This is a genomic window from Actinomadura madurae, from assembly GCF_047130825.1.
GTDB lineage: Bacteria > Actinomycetota > Actinomycetes > Streptosporangiales > Streptosporangiaceae > Spirillospora > Spirillospora madurae.
In genome coordinates, this window is the sequence record NZ_CP083237.1 from 7,318,630 (window position 1) to 7,338,503 (window position 19,874).

General features: G+C 69.7%; 18 protein-coding genes and 3 pseudogenes. 12 read left to right on the plus strand and 9 right to left on the minus strand.

Annotated features, from left to right (window positions below; translation table 11 throughout):
- Nucleotides 1–40 precede the first annotated feature (40 nt).
- Nucleotides 41–415 carry a transposase gene (locus tag K8Z49_RS33660; RefSeq protein WP_412516098.1) on the minus strand — a complete coding sequence of 125 codons (375 nt, stop codon included), beginning with the start codon at nt 413–415 and terminating at the stop codon, nt 41–43.
- A 533-nt stretch (nt 416–948) separates the two neighbouring features.
- On the opposite strand from K8Z49_RS33660, the gene K8Z49_RS33665 reads away from it, so the two are divergent.
- Complete coding sequence (locus K8Z49_RS33665) at nt 949–1,563, plus strand: TetR/AcrR family transcriptional regulator (protein ID WP_412516099.1); 615 nt, start codon at nt 949–951, stop codon at nt 1,561–1,563.
- A 112-nt stretch (nt 1,564–1,675) separates the two neighbouring features.
- On the opposite strand, the gene K8Z49_RS33670 is transcribed toward K8Z49_RS33665, so the two are convergent.
- Nucleotides 1,676–2,086 (minus strand): hypothetical protein, encoded by a 411-nt coding sequence (locus K8Z49_RS33670; protein ID WP_075021042.1) that lies wholly within the window; start codon nt 2,084–2,086, stop codon nt 1,676–1,678.
- Nucleotides 2,087–2,629: 543 nt separating this feature from the next.
- Nucleotides 2,630–3,091 (minus strand): HIT family protein, encoded by a 462-nt coding sequence (locus K8Z49_RS33675; protein WP_075021041.1) that lies wholly within the window; start codon nt 3,089–3,091, stop codon nt 2,630–2,632.
- Nucleotides 3,092–3,317: 226 nt separating this feature from the next.
- On the opposite strand from K8Z49_RS33675, the gene K8Z49_RS33680 reads away from it, so the two are divergent.
- The 4 genes and pseudogenes from K8Z49_RS33680 to K8Z49_RS33695 form a co-directional block, all read left to right on the plus strand.
- Nucleotides 3,318–4,418 (plus strand): hypothetical protein, encoded by a 1,101-nt coding sequence (locus K8Z49_RS33680; protein ID WP_412516100.1) that lies wholly within the window; start codon nt 3,318–3,320, stop codon nt 4,416–4,418.
- A 39-nt stretch (nt 4,419–4,457) separates the two neighbouring features.
- Nucleotides 4,458–4,831 (plus strand): annotated as a pseudogene (locus K8Z49_RS33685) (transposase); the annotation flags it as partial.
- A 343-nt stretch (nt 4,832–5,174) separates the two neighbouring features.
- The gene (locus tag K8Z49_RS33690) at nt 5,175–6,401 is read left to right on the plus strand and encodes an IS110 family transposase (RefSeq protein WP_412516101.1); all 1,227 of its coding nucleotides are present in this window, start codon (nt 5,175–5,177) and stop codon (nt 6,399–6,401) included.
- A 26-nt stretch (nt 6,402–6,427) separates the two neighbouring features.
- Nucleotides 6,428–6,895 (plus strand): annotated as a pseudogene (locus K8Z49_RS33695) (IS5 family transposase); the annotation flags it as partial.
- 274 nt (nt 6,896–7,169) lie between these two features.
- Here the strand turns inward: K8Z49_RS33695 and K8Z49_RS33700 are convergent.
- Nucleotides 7,170–7,589: a hypothetical protein gene (locus tag K8Z49_RS33700; RefSeq protein WP_412516102.1), complete on the minus strand. Its 420-nt coding sequence runs from the start codon at nt 7,587–7,589 to the stop codon at nt 7,170–7,172.
- 38 nt (nt 7,590–7,627) lie between these two features.
- On the opposite strand from K8Z49_RS33700, the gene K8Z49_RS33705 reads away from it, so the two are divergent.
- Nucleotides 7,628–7,810, plus strand: a complete 183-nt coding sequence (locus tag K8Z49_RS33705) for a hypothetical protein (protein WP_412516103.1) — start codon at nt 7,628–7,630, stop codon at nt 7,808–7,810.
- 258 nt (nt 7,811–8,068) lie between these two features.
- Here the strand turns inward: K8Z49_RS33705 and K8Z49_RS33710 are convergent, their stop codons facing one another.
- A complete protein-coding gene (locus tag K8Z49_RS33710) occupies nt 8,069–8,671 on the minus strand; it encodes a DUF222 domain-containing protein (RefSeq protein ID WP_412521220.1) in 603 nt (200 codons plus the stop codon).
- Nucleotides 8,672–8,765: 94 nt separating this feature from the next.
- A pseudogene (locus tag K8Z49_RS33715) lies at nt 8,766–9,326 on the minus strand (DUF222 domain-containing protein); the annotation flags it as partial.
- On the opposite strand from K8Z49_RS33715, the gene K8Z49_RS33720 reads away from it, so the two are divergent.
- From K8Z49_RS33720 to K8Z49_RS33730, 3 genes are all read left to right on the plus strand, one after another.
- On the plus strand, nt 9,289–9,456 hold the full coding sequence (locus tag K8Z49_RS33720; RefSeq protein ID WP_412521338.1) for a hypothetical protein: 168 nt from the start codon (nt 9,289–9,291) through the stop codon (nt 9,454–9,456). The pseudogene K8Z49_RS33715 and the gene K8Z49_RS33720 overlap by 38 nt on opposite strands.
- Nucleotides 9,457–9,979: 523 nt before the next feature.
- Nucleotides 9,980–10,969 (plus strand): ATP-binding cassette domain-containing protein, encoded by a 990-nt coding sequence (locus tag K8Z49_RS33725; protein ID WP_412516104.1) that lies wholly within the window; start codon nt 9,980–9,982, stop codon nt 10,967–10,969.
- Nucleotides 10,966–11,751 carry an ABC transporter permease gene (locus K8Z49_RS33730; protein WP_412516105.1) on the plus strand — a complete coding sequence of 262 codons (786 nt, stop codon included), beginning with the start codon at nt 10,966–10,968 and terminating at the stop codon, nt 11,749–11,751. The genes K8Z49_RS33725 and K8Z49_RS33730 overlap by 4 nt, the downstream gene beginning before the upstream one ends.
- On the opposite strand, the gene K8Z49_RS33735 is transcribed toward K8Z49_RS33730, so the two are convergent.
- From K8Z49_RS33735 to K8Z49_RS33745, 3 genes are all read right to left on the minus strand, one after another.
- Nucleotides 11,729–15,016 carry an ATP-binding protein gene (locus K8Z49_RS33735; protein WP_412516106.1) on the minus strand — a complete coding sequence of 1,096 codons (3,288 nt, stop codon included), beginning with the start codon at nt 15,014–15,016 and terminating at the stop codon, nt 11,729–11,731. The genes K8Z49_RS33730 and K8Z49_RS33735 overlap by 23 nt on opposite strands.
- 79 nt (nt 15,017–15,095) lie before the next feature.
- The gene (locus K8Z49_RS33740; protein WP_021591667.1) at nt 15,096–15,983 is read right to left on the minus strand and encodes an HAD family hydrolase; all 888 of its coding nucleotides are present in this window, start codon (nt 15,981–15,983) and stop codon (nt 15,096–15,098) included.
- Between the two features lie 371 nt (nt 15,984–16,354).
- Nucleotides 16,355–17,068 (minus strand): sigma-70 family RNA polymerase sigma factor, encoded by a 714-nt coding sequence (locus K8Z49_RS33745; RefSeq protein ID WP_024935747.1) that lies wholly within the window; start codon nt 17,066–17,068, stop codon nt 16,355–16,357.
- 132 nt (nt 17,069–17,200) lie between these two features.
- Between K8Z49_RS33745 and K8Z49_RS33750 the strand changes: the two genes are divergently transcribed.
- The 3 genes from K8Z49_RS33750 to K8Z49_RS33760 all read left to right on the plus strand — a co-directional run bounded on the left by K8Z49_RS33750 (nt 17,201) and on the right by K8Z49_RS33760 (nt 19,809).
- Nucleotides 17,201–18,520: a putative quinol monooxygenase gene (locus K8Z49_RS33750; protein WP_075021035.1), complete on the plus strand. Its 1,320-nt coding sequence runs from the start codon at nt 17,201–17,203 to the stop codon at nt 18,518–18,520.
- 1 nt (nt 18,521) lies between these two features.
- A complete protein-coding gene (locus K8Z49_RS33755; protein ID WP_021591662.1) occupies nt 18,522–18,773 on the plus strand; it encodes a glutaredoxin family protein in 252 nt (83 codons plus the stop codon).
- A gap of 295 nt (nt 18,774–19,068) precedes the next feature.
- Entirely contained in the window at nt 19,069–19,809 is a 741-nt protein-coding gene (locus tag K8Z49_RS33760; RefSeq protein ID WP_024935749.1) for a redox-sensing transcriptional repressor Rex, read from the plus strand.
- The last annotated feature ends 65 nt before the right edge of the window (nt 19,810–19,874 follow it).

Genomic DNA, 19,874 nt, shown 5'->3' on the forward strand with positions numbered 1-19,874 from the left:
TGCTCAGTTCTCGTCAAGCAGACGTCCTGGGGCGACACGATCAGCAAAAGATCATGACACCCTCGGGGTCCATCCCGAACGCCGCCGCGACAGCTCGGGGCTCCACAGCCTGGCGAGTGGCGGCCAGTTCGGTCTCTAGCTGGGCGATCCGGCGTCGGGCGGCGACCGGTTCGGCGTGATCGACTGAGGTCGGCCCCGGCTCCAGTCGGGCGTCGATGCGGTCCTGGCGCAGCCAGACGTAGATGGTCTGACCAGGCATCTGCAGGTCCGCGGCAACCTGCTTTACCGGACGGCCGGCCTTAACCAGGTCCAGCACCTTGCTTCGGAACTCAGGGGATAACTTCTGGCATCTGGGGCTCTCCTCATGATCGAAGACACGAGGATCCCAGTAACGCGACCCCGCCGAACCGGGCACATCACGGGCTTCGCTGAACCCGGTGGACTACAGGACTCCACCCGGCGCCAGGGGTTGATGCGGGTGAATCGACCTGCAGGTGGCCCGTGAGGTTGTTGAACGTCTCCTGCCAGCGGACGAGGTTCCCGTTAGGCGGACGCCAGCGGCAGGAGTTCCTTACAGCCCCGATTGGTTGCTCATCGAGTCGGTGTCGAGCGGGGCCCAGTGCTCGACGATTTGGCCGTTGCGGACGCGGACCGTCTCCATGCTGAGGACCTCGTAGCCCCATCCCCGGTGATCGCCTTTTATGCCTCCTCGGTGGTCGACGACCTCGGGGGCGATCAGTTTCAGGGCGTTTTCGAGCCGGCCTTCCAGGACTTGGGCGTAGCTCTCGACGCTGCGTCGTGTATCTCCCGGTCCGGGGTGCGGGGTGTCTGCTGCTCCCTGATGAGGATCTCCTCTGGTGGGGATGAGCGAGGCGGTGAGTGGGAAACTCCTCGGTCAGTGGGTTCGGCTACCGTAATTGGGGAAGTCCCCAGTTCGCAGGGAGGGTCATGCCACCGCCGAGCGCCGGACCTGCGCAGCGTCCGGAACCCCATCGTCGTCTTCGCGCGGACGCTCAGCGCAACTACGACCTGCTCGTGTCCGCGGCCAGGGACGTCTTCCACGAGCACGGCGTCGACGCCCCGCTTGACGACATCGCTCGCCGGGCCGGTGTCGGCAACGCCACGATGTATCGGCATTTCCCGACGCGCCGCGAACTGATCATCGCCGTCTACTCCGGGGAAGTGGCCGAGCTCTGCGCCCGGAGCCAGTCCCTGCTGGCCGAGGATCCTCCCGGCGACGCCCTCTTCGGCTGGCTCCAGGACTTCATCGCACACGTGGCGACCAAACGGGAACTGGCGCTGTCGATCACCGATGACCGCGCCGGTCAGCGCTCCGCACTGTTCGACCGTTGGCACGACTCGATGCACACAGCCGCGTCCGCACTACTGAACCGGGCGCAAAGCGCCGGTGCTGTCCGCCCCGACCTCAAGGCATCGGAACTACTGGCCCTGGCCAACGGGATCGCACTGACCGCTACGGACGCCACTCAAGCAGAGCGCCTCGTCATGCTGATCAGACAGGGCACGGACACTCCCTCGGCAGTGGGCGACAACTCTCGCTGAGGGCGGCAAGCGCGACGCCGGCTTTCGCTGCGACCGGAGGGCCCCGATTGCCGGGCCACGGAAGACGCGTGGGAGTGCGGTCCGCAAGAGACGCAACCATTCTTCTCGGATGTCATTCGATGGCTTTCTCGGACCACACCCTCCACAGGCGCAGATGGTCGGTGCGGTCGAGGTCGGGAGCGAAGAGCATCCCGACGTCGGTGCCGGCCATACGCAGTCCGAGCGCGTCGTCGTCCAGCACCACTTCGGGCGCCGACTTCCAGGCAACTCCTGTCGTGGCCAATTCGGCGATCACCCGCTCGTAGGGAAGATCGGCGGGTTGTGGCTCCTGCCAGCCGCATACAGCGAAGGGCAAGGAGACCGAGGTTCTCTGCAGCGGCACGGCCATGTTGTGCACCGTGCCTTGGAAGATCATCAGTTCGAGGTCGTCCCAGAGATGGTGGAAGAACTTCTTGGGTGAGGGGCGGAATCTGCCGTCTGGATCGATCGGGCCAAGGAGCCGCTCGACCTCCAGCAGAGGCATGCCGCACCGTACCGGCCCCAGTTGTCCGGACGCTGCGAACTCCACTACCAGTGAAAGGAGGCTGCTGTTGTGAACGCGTCGAGTCCTTGGGAGATCATCCACGCGGCACAGTATTACTCAAGCCTCGCGAAGGCCACAACTGCCTTTTGGGGGATGATTTAAATCGGACGAGAATGGGGCTGAATAGAGATTAAAGTCAGTGATCTCTCAAGTGGGCTGGTCGGCGAACGCGGTACTTCTCGTAGTATTGAGATGATAGGTGTACTACGCCCTTCAGGTCGCCATTGCGAAATGCATTGCGGCAATGATCTCTAGTCGGGGATCGATCAGGTGCCTGGCCGCGCCAGTGGCAGTTGGCCAGCCCTGCTGGAGAGCGCTAGCCGTCAACGCAGGTCGTCGCGGTGGTGGGACAGGTAGCGAATGGCTATGGCTATCTCTAGTCCGTTGTGGAGGTCGGTGGGAGCGGCGGCGACGCATTGTTCGGCGACTTGGGCCTCGGCAATGTGCAGGCGGCGGGCGGTGTGCCACCATTAATCAGGGCGTCTACTTTGGCGACTGTAGGTACTGCTGGATTTCGATGGCTATTTCGTCGCGTTGGGCGGTGCTGAGGTCTCGGTCCTCGGGTTGGCCGAGCATGGTGAATACCTTGGGCCCGCGCCGTTCGTCCGCCAAGTCGTTCATGCGCGCGATGATATGGAAGTGGACGTGGGCGAAGCCCTCGGCCTCGGCGAATTGAGCGACGTAGGTTTTGGTGCAGCCGGTGACGGCATGTAGAGCCCGTGACAATCGCACCTGCCACTGGCCCAGCACGGCGGCCTCGGCGTCGGTCAACTCGGCGATGGTGGTCACGTGCCGCAGGGGCACCAGGACCAGCCAGCCGGGCAGGCCCGTGCCGAACGCGTGCGCTGCCCGCCAGTACTGGTCGGCCGCGATGAGTTCGCGGGGCGAAAGTGAGCTAAGGCGTGCATTGTTGCCGCAGGTCAGGCATCCCGATGAGATCGTCATGGTGCCCGATCGTAGATGGTGCCCACCTGGTGTTCTCGGCGTCTAGCCGGGCATCTGCCGGGAGGTCAGTCGTTGTCGATCCGGGCTGGTGTAGCACGGGCGTGCTCGACCGCTCGCGTGCCGCCGCTGTAGTTCGGCCGCTGTGCCGGAGGTTGAAGATCTCGTTTGTCGGTGAAGGGCGACAGACTCGGTGTTGGTACTTCTTTCAGGGCTTGAGGAGGCGGCCATGCAGGTACTGTTCAGCGGCGAGGTGCACGTTCACTACAGTCAGTTGTACGTCACCAGTTCGCCGGACCTGATATCTGACCTGCAGGGCTGTTTCCTGGGGCAGGAGAACGGGTTGTGCGGCGCAGCGTCACCAGGGGCGCTCTACCTGATCACCGGGTTGCACACCGGAGACGTCGGGGTCGTCGTCGAGTCGCATAGTGAGCCGCCTCCGGTCGACAAGGACTGGGAGGAGATCGTCGAGGTCTCGTTCACACCCGAGACCGATGACGTGACGCTGATGCAGTGGGCCGGCGAGGCCGCGTGGAGTCTGGATCTGGATCGGGTCGACTACCGCGTCCGGTACTGCGCGAGCGGCATGCAGGCGGCCAGGGACGCCGACACCAGGCTCGATGACGAGCCGCAAATCGACCGTTATCTCCTGCAATTCTGGCCCGCCCCGCCCGAGGCCGACCGCGTGCTGAAGCAGACCACGGACCACGCGGCGTATTGGCACAGCTTCGCGCGTGGCCTGCCGCCGGCTCCGACACCCGAGGAGCAAGCCGAGGCTGCACGCCTGGCCGAGTTGGAGAAGGAACGCGAGAGGGAGCGGGCCAAGCTGCGGTTCGAGACACATTCGTGGGGCGGGCACCTCCCTAGCGAGCGGCTTCGGCGCGTGTCCGGTAACGCGCGCGCCATGGCGCGGCTCGACCGTGAGCTCGGCGAGGCGATAGCCGCCGCTGATCCGCAGGTGCAGCGCGAGGTCGCCCGGTGGGTGGCGCGCCGGGCCTACGACGTGGCCGGTCTCACGAGTATCGATTGGATCGCCCCCGCGCTGCACGCCATGGACCAGGGGCGCGACCTGCCCCCGCCCTTCGACGACTTCGAACAGGTCTGGCCGAGGCTATGGGCAGACGAGCGCGTGCCGAGTACGACGGTCACCCTTCCTCATGGGCAGATCCACAACTTCTCCCAGCAGGCCGCCGCCATACCCGCACTGTTCGGGGCCGTCGAATCCGACCCGTTGCAGGCCGCGCTCGACGCCCTCTGGGCTGCGGCGGCGGCCTTCGGTACCGAGCACCCCAGCCTTCTGCAGGAGGTTCGGATCACGTTCAACCTTTAGACGTCATCTCATTTGGCTTGGCGTCGGTAGTCTGCGGCCGTGGAGATGGTGGAGCGGTTGGTGCCGGAGGAGTTGTGGGAGCTGTTCCAGCGGGTGGTGCCGCCTGCTCCGACGCGGCCGCAGGGCGGTGGCCGACGTCGGCACGGGGATCGTGAGGTGCTGGCGGCGATCATCTTTGTGGCGACCACGGGCTGTACGTGGCAGCAGTTGCCGCCGGTGTTCGGGCCATCGGGCCCTACTGCGCACCGGCGTTTCGCCGAGTGGACGGCTGCGCGGGTGTGAGCCAAGCTGCACCGCCTGGTGCTGGACGAGTTGGGCGCGCGTAGGGAGTTGGACTGGTCGCGGCGCGCGATCGACTCGGTCAGCGTCCGCGCCGCCAAAGGGGGGAGCTGACAGGCCCGAATCCTAATGACTCCTGATCGCCGCCCCTCGGCCCGACCGTTGGTCGATGTCTGGTCCGAATCAGGAGCATGGGACTCCCCTCGACAGGCCGACACGTTGGCGGAGTGGAGCCGGGCGGGCGGCGATCAGCAGAGTCGGCTCCGAAACCAGCAAGATCGTGGGCTGAGCCAGCCGCAGGAACACCGCTCACTTGAATGGGGGCCACGAGCCCTGATGCAGAGGGCGGACCTGCGGTCGGCTGGGGTCACGGACTGCTGATCGGATGTTGAGCCCCGAGCTCTCTCATTAGGGCGTGGCGTGTCCCCTGCACGGCTCACCGGCCTGCACCAAGTCCCGTCGAAGGAGCGGTGGATCTTGAAAGTGACCTGCGGGATCGACTGGAGCGAGAAACACCACGACGTCGCATTGCTCGACCAAAACGGCGAACTGGTCGCACACAAGCGCATCCTGGACGACGCCGCCGGATGGAAGGCCCTGCTGGAGTTGTTCGCGGCGCATGGCGACACCCCCGAAGAGCCGATCCCTGTTGCGATCGAGACGGGCCGCGGCCTACTGGTCGCCTGCCTGCGAGCCACTGGCCGCAAGGTCTATGCCATCAACCCGCTCTCCGTCGCCCGCTATCGGGAACGCCACACCGTCGCCCGGTCCAAGAGCGACCACGCCGACGCCATGACCTTGGCGAACATCCTGCGGGTCGACGCCGCCCACCACCGGCCGCTGCCCGCCGACTCCGAACTGGTCCAGGCGATCGCGGTCCTGGCCCGAGCCCAGCAGGACGCGGTCTGGAGCCGCCAGCAGCTGGCCAACCAGCTCCGTTCCCTGCTGCGCGAGTACCTCCCCGCCGCCCTGAAAGCCTTCCAGGTCAAGAACATCGGGCTGACCAGCCGCGAAGCCCGTGCCGTCCTGGCCCTGGCACCGACCCCGGCCAAGGCGGCCAAACTTGCCAAGCCACGCATCATCACCGCGCTGCGCCGCGCCGGGCGTAAGCGGAACCTGCAGGCCTGGGCCGACCGGCTCCACTCGATCTTCCGTGAAGAGCAGATGCGCCAGCTTCCGATGGTCGAGAACGCCTTCGGCAAGCAGACGCTGGCACTGCTGCGCCAGACAGATGCCGCCTGCCAGGCCGCCGATGAACTCGCCCAGGCCACCAGCGAGGTCTTCCATCAACATCCCGACGCCCCGATCGTGACCAGCTTCCCCGGCCTGGCCGACCTCACCGGCGCCCGGGTCCTGGCCGAGATCGGCGACGACCGCGAACGCTTCGCCGACGCTAGACGGCTGAAGGCCTACGCCGGATCCGCACCCATCACCCGCGCGTCCGGCAAGTCCACAGTGGTGCACCACCGCAGGGTCAAGAACCAAAGGCTCGCAGCGGCCGGCTATGTGTGGGCCTTCGCCTCACTTCAAGCCGCCGGGCCCAGAGCCCACTACGACCACCGCCGCAACGTCGGCGACCGCCACTCCAGCGCCCTGCGCAACACCTTCAACCGCATGCTCGGATGCCTGTTCCACTGCCTCCAAACTGGTACGCCCTACAACGACCAACAAGCCTTCGCCCCCCGCCTCGCCGCCGCCGCTTGACACACTACGAAGATCGGATGTCTGTCGACCGCGGCAAACGTGGGTCGAAGATCCATCTGCTGGTCGATCGTGCCGGACTGCCGCTGTCTGTCGGGATCTCGGCGGCCAACACCCACGACAAGCTCGCGCTGGAGCCGCTGGAGCCGCTGGAGCCGCTGGAGCCGCTGGAGCCGCTGGTGCGGGGCATCGCGCCGATCCGCTCCCGGCGCGGGCCGTGCCGGCGCCGCCCCGCCAAACTGCACGGCGACAAAGGCTACGACTACACCGACCTGCGGCGTTGGCTACGCAGGCGGGGCATCACCCCGCGCATCGCCCGACGCGGCATCGAGTCCTCCGACCGACTGGGCCGCTACCGCTGGGTGGTGGAACGGACGGTGTCCTGGCTGAGCGGCTGCCGCCGACTGCACCGCCGCTACGAACGCAAACCCGAACACTTCCTGGCCTTCGTCGGCATCGCCGCCACTCTCATCTGCCACCGCCGACTCACCAAATGAGATGACGTCTTAATACGAGCTAGAAGGTTAGCGACCTCGTATCCGCGTATCCGCGTTGGTGCGGCACCGTCATGATTCATTTGGAGACCCATCGGCCGGTTGACCTGGGCGATGGCCGCGATGTCCGGGATGTTTGGCCTCCTGGCTGGCCCTACGCTCTGCCATCCCGGGGTGATCTGCCGGGATCGGGGGGCGGCTTTGCCGGCGGTGTGCGGCAGGGAGCGCCCCAGGCGGTGCAGGTCGTTGCCCGCTTCCGCCTGTGGCACAAGCTTGGTCATGCCGTCGAACGATCGTGGCGGCCGCCCACGGCGCGCTCGTCGTAGCGTTGACGGTTGCGTGTGGGGGAGCGGCTCGCCGACGTGGAGGCGGCGGGGTAGCGCGCGGTGGTCGACGCGGCGCAGGGCGCGCGGTAGCGCGTCCTCGACCTTCGGCAGGTGCGCCTGCTGCGGCCCGTCCACCTGGTTCTCGGTCGGGAGTAGGGCGAACCGGCGGCGGGGCATTCGTCGGCGCAGGTGGATCGCCGCATCGCGGGCGTGACCGGCGCTGGATGGTCGGTGGAGCCGCACACCCGGCGCGGGTCGCCGTCATCCAGATCCTCGGCGAGCACGGCCGTCATCCCGTCCACGAGGCCGACGAGGTGCAGGGCGGCTGCGAACGGGCCGCATTTGACCGCCTGAGTGTTCTTAGCGATCAACGGGGCGGACCGTGGCGGTGGGGGTGCGGGGGCCACTGGTGGCGGACGCTGTCAGCATCCCGCCGAGCACGGTCGCGGCGTTCCGGGACATCTTCGGCCAGTACATCCACGACATCTACGGCCTCACCGAGACGACCTCGCCGTCCCACGCCGTCCCGCTTGCTCCGAGGCGCCGGTGGACGTTCGCGCCCGTGGTGTGTCACCTGGTGACGGGTGGGTGAGGGCAGGCAGGCGTCAGTGCCCCCGGGGGGACATGCGCCGCGATCGCCGAGGCTGGCCAGTGTGGTTCTGTGGTTGATCGATGCGCGAGGCGGGTGCCTGCCAGCGCCGGGACGTCCTGGTACTGCTTGCGGCGGCATTTTGCTGCTGGCGACGCACATGGTGCGGGCCACGGGCGTCCCGCGCCCGACGTCGGCGCCCTCGTGCAGGCCGCGTCGCGGCCCCGTCTCGATTGGGGGCGCGGTGCTGGGGCGGGGGCGTTAGGGAGCGCCGGGTTGGTTGGTGCGGTGGGTGCGGTTGTGCTCTTGGGGGTGTGGGGGTGGTCGGGTGAGGGTGTTGGGATGAGAGGTGTTGGTGGGGTGAGAGGTGGTGGTGATCTTGGGGTCGATGATCCAGGGGGTGGGCTCTCGGTCGGGGAGGTCGGGGAGGTCGGGGAGGTCGGGGAGTTTTGGGGGGCGGAGGCGGTAGATGTGGCGGCCGTTGGTTGTTCGGGTGATGTGGATGTTGTCGGGGTTGGTGGCCTTGTAGCGGTTGTGCCAGCCGCAGGTGAGGGTTAGTTGGTCGATGTCGGTGGGGGCTCCGAGGGCCCAGCCGTGGACGTGGTCGACTTCGCACAGGGGGCCGGGGACTTGGCAGCCGTGTACGGCGCAGGTGGGGTTGAGTGCTTCCAGGGCTCGGCGCTGGGCCGGGGTGGCGAAGCGTTCGGTGCGGCCGAGGTAGAGCGGGATGCCGCCTTGGCCGAGGAGCAAGGGTGAGACTCCGGCGGACAGGGCGATGCGGCGGGCTTGTTCGGCGGGGATGGGGGTGCCGTCGGGGAGTCGGGCGGGGGTGGTGCCGCCGGTGAGGGTGTCCAGGTCGCAGATGACGGTGACCTTGGTGGCCCGGTGGCCGCCGGGAGAGAACGGAGGTCAACGCTGCCGCCGTGCGTTCGGCCAGGTCGCGGTGGTCGTCGGTTCCGGCGGGTTTGGCCAGGGGGCCGAGGGTGCCGTCCCAGATGGCGGCGTCTTCGGCGTTGAGCCAGCCTTTGATGTAGCGGCCGCCGTCCAGGGAGCGGGTGGAATCGATCCAGGAGCGTTCGTATCCGCGCCGGGTGTCGTCGGGGGCAGGTTCGGTGCCGTCGCGCTCGGTGATGATGTCGCGGATGCGGCGGCCGAAGGCGGCGATCTTCCCGGCGGAGAAGTCCTTGCCGACCATGTCGAGCAGGACTTCTTCGGCCGTCGCGCAGTCGTGGTCGTCCAGGCGGGCGACGGCGCCTGCGATGGTGGCGGCGTAGCCGAACGACAGTTCGCCTGCGGCCCACTGTTCGGCCACCTGGGGGAGGCGGTGGTGCTGGCGGGCCAGGGTGAGGCGTTCCTTGGCGCGGGCGTCGCGCATGCCGAGGCGGTTGCGTAGCCATGACTGGGTGGAGGGGAAGCCCCACCGTTGTACTTCGCGGCCGGTGTCGACCACGCCGATGAGTCCGGCGAGGGCGGCTTCGTGCATGTCGGTGGCGGCGGCGAGGGTTTCGGTGAGTTCCATGCAGGCGGGCGCCGATGGTGGTGGGGTGCGCCTGGCGAGTTCGGCGGCGATCGCGGACGCGGCGTTCACCAATTCCATGGTGGACGCCGATTCAAGATCGACCGCGATTTTCCCGCCCATGACTTCATGATATGCGATTTCGGTGGCTTGAATGTCCGGCGGACGGCTGGATTATTGTCACCCCCCGGACACGTCGGAGTTTGACGGCGGCTGCTGCCTCTGTGGCGCGGTCTTCATTGACTCCAGGCGCATGCCGCCCGTCAGGCGATTGGCGTGTGTGGGCCTCGGCGGTTTTGCGCTCCGCCCTTATTGTTCGCTTTGGGGGTTGGTGGTTTGTCGGCTCTTGGAGGGCGGTGGGGGCGGCGCGTCGGGCAGGGGCAGGCGGAGCCTGCCCGATGAAAGCTGCACCTAGGGGCCGTAGAGGCTCCGAAGTCAAGGGTGGGACGGAGTCCCATCGCGAAGCGACGCCGAAGGCGCCCTTGACTTTGGAGGGGCGGCCCCGTACGCAGCGCCGCCCCCACCGCACGGCCGAACGAACATCGAACAATGCATGGCGCTCCGATGCTCAAATTCGATGTCGGTTTCATTCTCAAGATTAGAGATGAAACCCGAATGAAAGTGCGCTGAAAATTGGAGGATGCAAACTCCATGGCATGACAACGAAAGCACGGCAGACGGCCATCCATGCGACCGGGCTGCGGAAGGCGTTCGGGGAGAAGGTCGTCCTCGACGGGATCGATCTGGAAGTGTCGCGCGGGACGGTCTTCTCGTTGCTCGGGCCGAACGGGGCCGGGAAGACGACGGTGGTGCGGATCCTGTCCACACTGATCCGCGCGGACGCCGGCGAGGCGCGCATCGCCGGACGGGATCTGGTGAAGGACCCCGACGGGGTGCGCAGGGCGATCGGGGTGACCGGGCAGTACTCGGCGGTCGACGGTCTGCTCACCGGCCGGGAGAACCTGATCCTGATGGCGGACCTGCACCACCTCGGCAAGGCCGACGGCCGCCGGATCGCCGACGAGCTGCTGGAGCGGTTCGACCTGGTGGACGCGGCGGGCAGGACGGCCGCCACGTACTCGGGCGGCATGCGGCGGCGGCTCGACATCGCGATGACGCTGATCGGCAACCCTCAGATCATCTTCCTGGACGAGCCGACGACCGGGCTCGATCCGCGGAGCCGGCGGACGATGTGGGAGATCATCCGGGAGCTGGTCCAGGGCGGCGTGACGATCTTCCTCACCACCCAGTACCTGGAGGAGGCGGACCACCTCGCCGACAAGATCGCGGTACTGGACGAAGGCCGGCTGGTCGCCGAGGGCACGGCTGACGAGTTGAAGCGGCTGGTCCCGGGCGGGCACGTCCGGCTCCGGTTCGCCGATCCGGCCGAGCTGGACAAAGCGGCGCGGACGCTCGGCGTGACGACGCGCGACCACGACGCGCTCGCTTTGCAGGTGCCGAGTGACGGCAGCGTCCGGTCGCTGCGATCGCTGCTCAGCCACCTGGAGGACGCGTCGATCGAGGTGGACGATCTCTCCGTCCACACCCCCGATCTGGACGACGTCTTCCTCGCTCTCACCGGCCAGACCGAGCACGGGCAAGAGACCGACCACGAGAACCAGGACGAGAGGGTGAGTTCGCGATGACGACGCTCACGCAGGCCGCGACCGACTCCGCGACGATGCTGCGCCGCAACCTGCGGCACGCGCTCCGCTACCCATCCCTGACGTTGGCCGGGATGATGGTCCCGATCCTGATCCTCCTGCTCTTCGTCGGCGTCTTCGGCAACGCGCTCGGCGAGGGCGTCGGCGGGGCGGCGAAGGGCGACTACATCAACTACGTGTCGCCGGGGATCATCCTGATGGCGATCGCCTCCGGGTGCATGGCGACGTCCGTCGCCATCTGCATGGACATGACCGAGGGCATCGTCGACCGGTTCCGGACGATGGCGATCTCGCGGTCCTCGCTGCTGACCGGGCACGTCGTCGGCAGCATGATCCAGACGGTGATCAGCACGGCGGGGGTCATCGCCGTCGCGGTCGCGATGGGGTTCCGGACGCACGGCGGCGTCCTCGACTGGCTCGCCGCGATCGGGCTGATGCTGCTGCTCACGTTCGCGCTGACCTGGGTGGCCGTCACGCTGGGGCTGCTGGCGAAGAACCCGGAGGGCGCGAGCAACTCGCCGATGATCATCCAGTTCATGCCGTTCCTCGGCAGCACGATCGTCCCGCCGGAGTCGATGCCCGCCGGGGTGCGGTGGTTCGCCGAGTACCAGCCGTTCACGCCGATCATCGAGACGGTGCGGGGCCTGCTCCTGACGACGCCGGACGGGCGCGACGTGATGCTCTCCCTCGCGTGGTGCTCGGGCCTGGCCCTGGCCGGCTACGTGTACTCGAAGGTGCTGTTCAACCGGAAGGCGCCCCGCTGACGCGGGTCCGCATGAGTCGGCGGGCCGCGTCCCGCAGCTCTTCACGGCCGAGGCCGGCGTACTCCGACACCGCGTCGGCATACGCCGGCCCGTCGGCGTCCTCGGCGGCGCGGCGAGCGGGCGCGGACGACATGGTCGGCTGGAACGCCCGGATGTGGTGGAGCCGCTCCGCGAGCGCGATCGCGCGTGCGGCCCACGCCCGACCGTCCGACCCGACATCGGATCGGGCGAGTTCCGCCGCGGCGAGGGCGAGCAGCAGACCGCCGCAGACGGGCAGGTCCATGAAGAAGGACGGCAGCGGCTCCTGCCGGTCGGAGAGCAGGACGGCGAGCTTGGCCGGCAGCCCCGCGACGATGTCCTCGACCAGGTCGAGCCGGCCGTGCCCGGCGTGGGCGACGACGGCGACGCAGTGGGCTTCGAGCGTCCACGGGTCCAGGTCGGACGCCACCATCGGGTTGGGATCGCGGGAGAGCCGATCCACCGCTTCCCGCCACAGCCGCAGCCCGGTGTCCACGTCGCCGCGTGCGATCGCGATCTCCGCGCGCGCACCGAGAGTGAACGTGGCCGTGCCGTACTCGTCGTCCTGTCCAGGGCCCTGGAGGAGCGACCGGTCGAGCCACTGCTCCGCCTCGTCGCATTGCCCGAGGGAGATGTGCGCGGCGGCGAGCGCCCACATCAGCCCGAACGTGTCAGGCCACCTGTGCCGCTCCATCAGCTCCAGCGACGTGTGAAGGTGATGCAGGGCACGCTCGCCCTGGTCGAGCTGCGCCAGAAGCTCGCTGAGCCGCGAGTGGGCGAGCAGCCGCAGCCACGGGGCGGGCGACGTACCGGCCCCTGCGAGCATCCGTTCGGTGGCCGCGACCGCGCCGTCCAGATCCCCGTTCCTCTCGTACAGGTAGCCGGCGCCGAAGTTCGCGACGGCGACGAGCGAGGGGGCGTCGCTCGCGCACATCGCGGTGAGAACGGGACTGTCCGGCCCGAGGATCTCCGGCATCGAGGCCATCATGAGCGCCATGGCCCGGACGGGGTCGGTCGGAGGCGGTGCCGGGAGACGCCGCAGCGCGACGAGAGCGCGCGTCGCACGCGGTCCCTTCAGCATGGACGTCATCAGGACGCTGAGGGCGAGCGCCGTCCGGGTGACCTCGACGTCCTCCGGCCCGGGTCGGAACCGGCTCAGCAGCCCCGCCCCCTCCTCCAGCAGGACGATCAGCCGGCTGTAGGCGGATTCCAGCGTCCACATCCCGCCGAGGACGGCGGCCACCGCCGCGACGGCCGCGCCGTCCTGCCGGGCGAGCCCGTGGCGGTGCACGTGCAGCAGGTTGTCCTGCTCGACCCGGACGCGCTCCACGAAGTCGAACGGCTCGGCGCCGAAGAGCTGCCCGTGGTGCATCGCCCCGAACTCGCGAGCCCACGCGAGCAGCCCGGCGACCGCGCGTTCCGTCTCGCCCTCGGCCTCCCGGTGGGCCCCGCTGAACTCGCGGACGCTCTCCAGCATCCGGAACCGGGTCCCCGGCACGCCCTCGACCACCTCAAGCAATGACTGGTCGACGAGATCCTCCAAAACCTCCAACACTTCATCACCGGACGGCAGGGCTTCGCCACCGGACGGCAGGGCTTCGCCACCGGACGGCAGGGCTTCGCCACCGGACGGCAGGGCTTCGCCACCGGACGGCAGGGCTTCGCCACCGAGCAACAGGTGGCGCGCCGCGTCGGCCGTGAACCCGGCGGGGAAGATCGACAGCGCCCGCATGGCCGCCCGTCCCGAGGGGGAGAGCAGGTTCCAGCTCCAGTCGACGACGGCGTGCATGGTCCGGTGCCGGGACGGCGCGTCGCGCGCGTTCCCCCGCAGCAGCGCGAACCGGTCGTCCAGGCGACGGGCGATCTCCGGCACGGACATGACCCGGACGCGCGCCGCCGCCAGCTCGATCGCGAGCGGCAGCCCGTCGAGGTGGCGGCACAGCTCCTCGACGGCCCCGTCCGCCAGGTCGGCGCCGGGACGCGCCGCCTGCGCCCGCTGCCGGAACAGCTCCACGGCCGTCGGCAGGTCCAGGGCGGGCAGCGGATACACCGACTCCGACGACAGCCCGAGCGGCGCGCGGCTCGTGGTGAGCACGCGCAGATCTCGCGTCATGGACACCAGGGCACCGGCCAGGCCGGCGGCGCCGTCGATGACGTGCTCGCAGTTGTCCAGGACGAGCAGCACCGGTTCCGGGCCGAGGACGTCCGCGATCGCGGAGACCAGGTCGGCCGGCCCGCCGAGGCGTCCGCGCCCCCGAGGGGACTCGCCAACGCCGAGGACGGACGCGACCTCCCCGGCCACGTCCTCGTCCCGCGCGACACCGGCGAGCGCGACGACGTGGACCGCCCGCTGCGGGGCGTCCCGCGCGACGGTGTTCGCCAGCCGCGTCTTGCCCAGACCACCCGTACCGACGATCGAGGTGACGCGGGACGTGCGCAGCAGGCCCAGCACGGCGGCGAGGTCCCCGTCGCGGCCGAGCAGCGGGTTCGGCTCGTGCGCGACCCCTCGCCGGACGGCGGGCGCCTCGTCCAGCAGCAGCTCCCGCTGGACGTCCTGGAGCGGCGCCCCCGGATCGGTGCCCAGCTCGTCCCGCAGCGAGCGCCGGTAGGACTCGTACCGGGCCAGCGCGGCCGAAGGACCCGCCGTGGCCACTTCGCACCGCAGCAGCTCGGCGAGCACCTCCTCGTCCCGCGTGTACTCGCGGACGACACCGGTGAGCGCGTCGAACCCCTCCGCGTGGCGCCCGAGCCGCGCCAGGGCGAGCGCGCGGGCACGCATCAGCGTCCAGTGCGTCGAGACCCGATCCGCCCGCAGGACGGACACCGGATCGTCCCCGGCGTCCGGCTCGGCCGGCGGCGGCCCCTCCCACAGCGCGAGCCCTTCCTCGGCGTGCGCGAGCGCGCCCGCATGGTCGCCGTCACGGGAGCACCGGGCGCTCGCGGACGCGGAGAGCACCACGGCCGACGTGTCCACGGCGGCCTCGTCCAGGCCGAGCCGGTACCCGGTGGGCGTGCTGGCGATCACGTCGGCGCCGAGCTGGGACCGCGCCCGCGAGACGACGACCTGGAGGGCTTTGGCCGGGTTCTCGGGACGACCGTCCGGCCACAACCCTTCGACCAGCCGCACCACGGACACGCCGGTGCGCGGCTCACCCGCGAGCAGCGCGAGAAGACCCCGCAGCCGAGGACTCGTGACATCCCGCCCACGACAGGCGACGCGGGACAACAGCCTCAGCTCGACGGTCACACGGACACACTAGAGCCGGGTGGAGCGGGACGGAGCGGCTCAGGGCGGGTCAGGGCGGCTCAGAGCGGGTCAGGGCGGGTCAGCTCGTGCGGTAGTGGCGGCGGAGGGCGATGCCGGCCGCCACGCCGCCCGCGATGGCGCCGGCGCCCGCGGCGGCGGGGAGGGCGACCATCGTGACCTTGCGGCCGGTGCGGAAGTCGTGGATCGGCCAGCCGTGGTCCCTGGCGTGCGCGCGCAGCTCCGCGTCGGGGTTCACCGCGTGCGGGTCGCCGACGGCGGTCAGCATCGGCAGGTCGTTGATCGAGTCGCTGTAGGCCGAGCAGCGCGCCAGGTCGAGCCCTTCGCGCTGGGCGAGGGCGCGGACGGCCTCCGCCTTCGCGGGCCCGTGCAGCAGGTTCCCGACGAGCCGCCCGGTGTAGAGGCCGTCGCTGGTCTCGGCGACGGTGCCGAGCGCACCGGTGAGGCCCAGGCGGTGCGCGATCGTCCGGGCGACCTCGACGGGCGTGGCGGTGACGAGCCACACCTGCTGGCCCGCGTCGAGGTGCTGGAGGGCGAGGGAGCGGGTGCCGTGCCAGATGCGGTCGGCCATCACCTCGTCGTAGATCTCCTCGCTCAGGTTGACGATCTTGTCGACCCGCTGCCCGGCGACGAACGCGAGCGCGGCCTCCTTGGCGCTGCCGATGTGCTCGGAGTTCTCGGTGCCGCGCAGCCGGAACGCGGCCTGGCCCCAGGCGAACATGGCGAGGTCGCGCATGGTGAACAGCTTGCGGGCGGCGAGCCCGCGCGCGAAGTAGTAGATGGACGCGCCGCGCATCATCGTGTTGTCGACGTCGAAGAACGCCGCCGCCGCGGGGTCGGGCGCCGGGAGCGGTCCCAGTTCGGCCGCCGCGGCGGCGGCCTCTCCGGCGCTCTTGTGGTCCTCGTCCCTGCCGCGGCCCCAGAAGTCCCGCTGCCAGATTCGCCGCATGAGCGAAGCCTAGTCAACCGGCTCCCCGTGGCCGTCCGCACGGCCGTGATTGCGACCGTCCTCACTCCGGTCGCCCGCGGCCGCCACCAGCCGCTCGCGCAGAACGGCGCGGAACCGCGGATCCGGCCTCGGGTCGCCCGCCCGTAGCCGCCCCAGCACGTTCCCCTGCTCTGCGATCTTTCCCCGCCTCGTCTTCACGTCCCGGTTCTCACTGGCCGCTCCCTTGCGGACTCCAGGCGCGAACGCGCTCCTGCCCGCAAAACGAGCGGGCTCCGGGCCGGGTTACGGCCCGAAGGTTCATTGATAAACAATGCAATAGCCGTCGCGCAAGGGGCCGGTGTCCCGAAACCGGCGTGCGCCCCTGGGCGGGCTCAGCCGCGGAGGTCGGCCGGGAGCATACGGGCCAGGGACCGGACGGCCCGGTACTGCAGCGCCTTGATCGCGCCCGGCTTCTTGTCCATGATCAGGGCGGTCTCGGCGACCGTGAGCCCGTGCAGGAACCGCAGCACCACGCATTCCTGCTGCTCGGAACCCAGCTGCCGGACGGCCAGCAGCAGCGTCCGGTTGGTCATCGCGTCCAGGACGGCCCGCTCCGGCCCTTCCTGGTGGTGCTCTGGCTCGGCCGGCTCGGCGGTGCAGACCTCCAGCCGGTACCGGCCGGACTTGAAGTGGTCGGCGACGAGGTTCCGGGCGATCGTCACCAGCCAGGCGCCGAAGTCCTTGCCCTGCCAGTGGAAGTCGCAGATGCGGCGGAGGGCGCGCAGGAACGTCTCGCTGGTCAGGTCCTCGGTGAGCGAGTGCGTCCCCACCCGGTAGTAGATGTACCGGTAGACGAGCTCGACGTAGTGGTCGTAGAGGGAGCCGAACGCCTCGGCGTCGCCGTCCCGCGCCCGCAGCACCAGCGCCTTCAGGACCTCGGCACGGTCACCCGCCCGGTCGGCGGCGCGGTCACCAACACGGTCGCCGGCACGGTCACCAACACGGTCGGGGGAGCGGCCCGCGGTTCTTCCGGCCGGACGGACCAGCCCGCCCCGGGAAGGCCGAGGAAGCGGGACGACCCCGGCATCGAGGGTCAAGCTGCTCATGCAGTTCTCCTCGGGGCGTACGCGACCTCCGGCGTGATCTGCCACTCTAGAGACCGAAAGGTACGCAAGGCAATGGTGCGTTCCCGGGAGCGGTTACCCGTCCGCCCCCGGCATCGGGCACCATGGGGCGCGATGGTCGATGCTCTCCTCGCGCTATTGGCGACCCTTGGTGCCCTCGCGGCGACCGGGTTGCTGATTCAGCGCGCCTCCAAGGACCGGCTGCTCTATCTGATCGCCTGGTCGTTCACCCAGGTCGGGCTCACGCTCGCCCTGCTGTCCATGGGCGTCGGCTTCCTCGCCGGGTTCAACGGCCTGCTGTTCCGCGTGATGGAGCTCGGCGCGGCGCTGATCGGGCCGGTGTGGCTCGCGCTCGGCATGATCGAGCTGATCGCGCGGTACGTGCAGGTCCGGTTCGCCGCCTGGCTGTTCGCGATCTCCTACACGGTCGTCGCGATCGTGATCCTGATCCTCGACCCGCTCAAGGGCTCGCTGTCCAAGAGCCTGCCCAAGCCGGGCGACACCTACGACGCGCTGCCGCTGCTGCTGATCGACGGCGCGCACGTCGTCGCGGTCCTCGCGCTCGCGGGCTGCACCGGTGTGACCGCGTGGCTGGCCAGCAAGCAGGACCAGGAGGCGGCGGAGCTGCTCATCCCGATCGCGCTCGTCGCCCTCGCCGGCGTGCTGGTGGTCAGCGGCACCCGCGGGTTCCTGCCCGCGCCGCTCGCCGTCATCGCGCTCGGCGCCGCCGCCGGCCTCGTCTGGTACGGCGCGATGCGCACGATCCCGGTGTACGACGAAGAGGGCTACGACGACTACGAGGACGAGCCCGCCACCGGCTACGAGGAGCAGGGCTACGCGCCCGCGTCCCGGCCGGAGCCCGTCCCGGCGCCGACCCCGCCCCCGGACCAGCGGCGCGGCGAGCTGCGCTTCCCCGAACCGTCCTCCGAGGAGCTGCGCTTCCCCGAGAACACCAGCATCCCGGTCCCCGCGCAGCCCGCCTACCCCGAGAGCCCGGCGCCCAACCCGGCCGGTCCCACGGCCGTCGACGGGATCGGCAACGCGCTCGACCAGTCGCCGCTCGCCGGTCTCGCCAGGCCGGGCGCGCTCGGCGGGGAGCTGGCGAACGCGTGCGGCCAGATCACCGTCTACACGCTGCTGGACGGGCGCGAGAGCGCCTTCGACCGGCTCGCCGCCGACCTGGTGAAGGCGGCCCTGGCCGCCGAGCCCGAGACGCTGATCTTCGCCTCGCACGAGGTGGTGGGCGCCCCCACGCAGCGGATCTTCTACCAGCTGTTCCGGGACGAGGCGGCGTTCGCCGCGCACCGCCGCCAGCCGCACCTGCAGCGCTTCCTCGCCGAGTCCCGCACCCACGTGATCGCCACCAACGTGATCGAGCTGAAGCTCGGCGCGGCCAAGGTGCCGCTGCCCGCGCCGGAGTTCCCCGGGAGGTGACATGCCGGCGCAGATCATGATCACGCTGCTCGGCAAGCCCGGCTGCCACCTGTGCGAGGACGCCCGCGCGGTGATCGAGCGCGTCGCCCGCGACCTGGACGTGCCGTGGGAGGAGCGCGACATCACGAAGTCGGAGCGGGACACCGAGCAGTACTGGGAGCAGATCCCCGTCACTCTGATCAACGGCGTCCAGCACGACTTCTGGCGCGTCGACGAGGCCCGCCTCCGCGCGGCCATCGCGAAGCTCCGCTGACGGCGCGTGGGACGATAGGACAAATTTTGTCTCGTCGGTCACATCCCTGCTCCGTCGAGCCTTTCCGGATTTAGGGTGGAAGACCCTGCTAGACGGGCTTTTCGTATATCAGCCGGAACGCCCGCGGACCCCACAACCGGGGGGTGACTTTGTGCGTGTATTCACAAAGGCTTAACCTGGTGGACGGCCCTGGGGCGGCCGGGGCGTGGCCGTGAGGCCGCCGCCCGCCCGCGCGTGCCGAGGGCCGGCGGTCATCCCCATGACCTTTCCCAGCGTCGAGCCCGAAGAGCAGGCCGTGACACCTCGACAGAACCGCCACCGCGACCGCGCGGGCCGCGGCATCCCCGAAGCCACCGTGGCGCGGCTGCCGGTCTACCTCCGGGCCCTCACCGGCCTGCAGGAGCGCGGCGTCGCGACCGTCTCCTCCGAGGAGCTCGCGGCGGCGGCCGGCGTCAACTCGGCCAAGCTCCGCAAGGACCTGTCCCACCTCGGCTCCTACGGGACGCGCGGCGTCGGCTACGAGGTCGAGTACCTCGTCTACCAGATCTCCCGCGAGCTCGGCCTCACCCAGGACTGGGTCGTCGCCATCATCGGTGTCGGTAACCTGGGCCGTGCGCTGGCGGGCTACGGCGGTTTCGCGTCCCGCGGCTTCCGCGTGGCGGGCCTGCTCGACGCGGACGAGTCCATCGTCGGCCAAGAGATCTCCGGCATGACGGTGGAGCACATCGACCGGCTGGAGGACATCATCGCCGACCACGGCGTGTCCATCGCGGTCATCGCGACCCCGGCGGGCGCCGCCCAGGGCGTGTGCGACCGCGTCGTGGCCGCCGGGGTGACGAGCGTCCTGAACTTCGCCCCGGTGGTGCTGTCGGTGCCGGACGGGGTGGACGTGCGCAAGGTCGACCTCTCCATCGAGCTGCAGATCCTCGCGTTCCACGAGCAGCGCAAGGCGGGCGGCCCGGACGGGGTCGCCCCGCTGGCCGGCCCCGAGGAGCCCCCCGGCGCGGCGCAGTACGTGGAGACGGTGGAACTATGAGCCGGACAGCAGCAAGGCGGGCAGGACGGGCAAGCGAGGCAAGGCGGGCAAGCGGAGACGCTGGA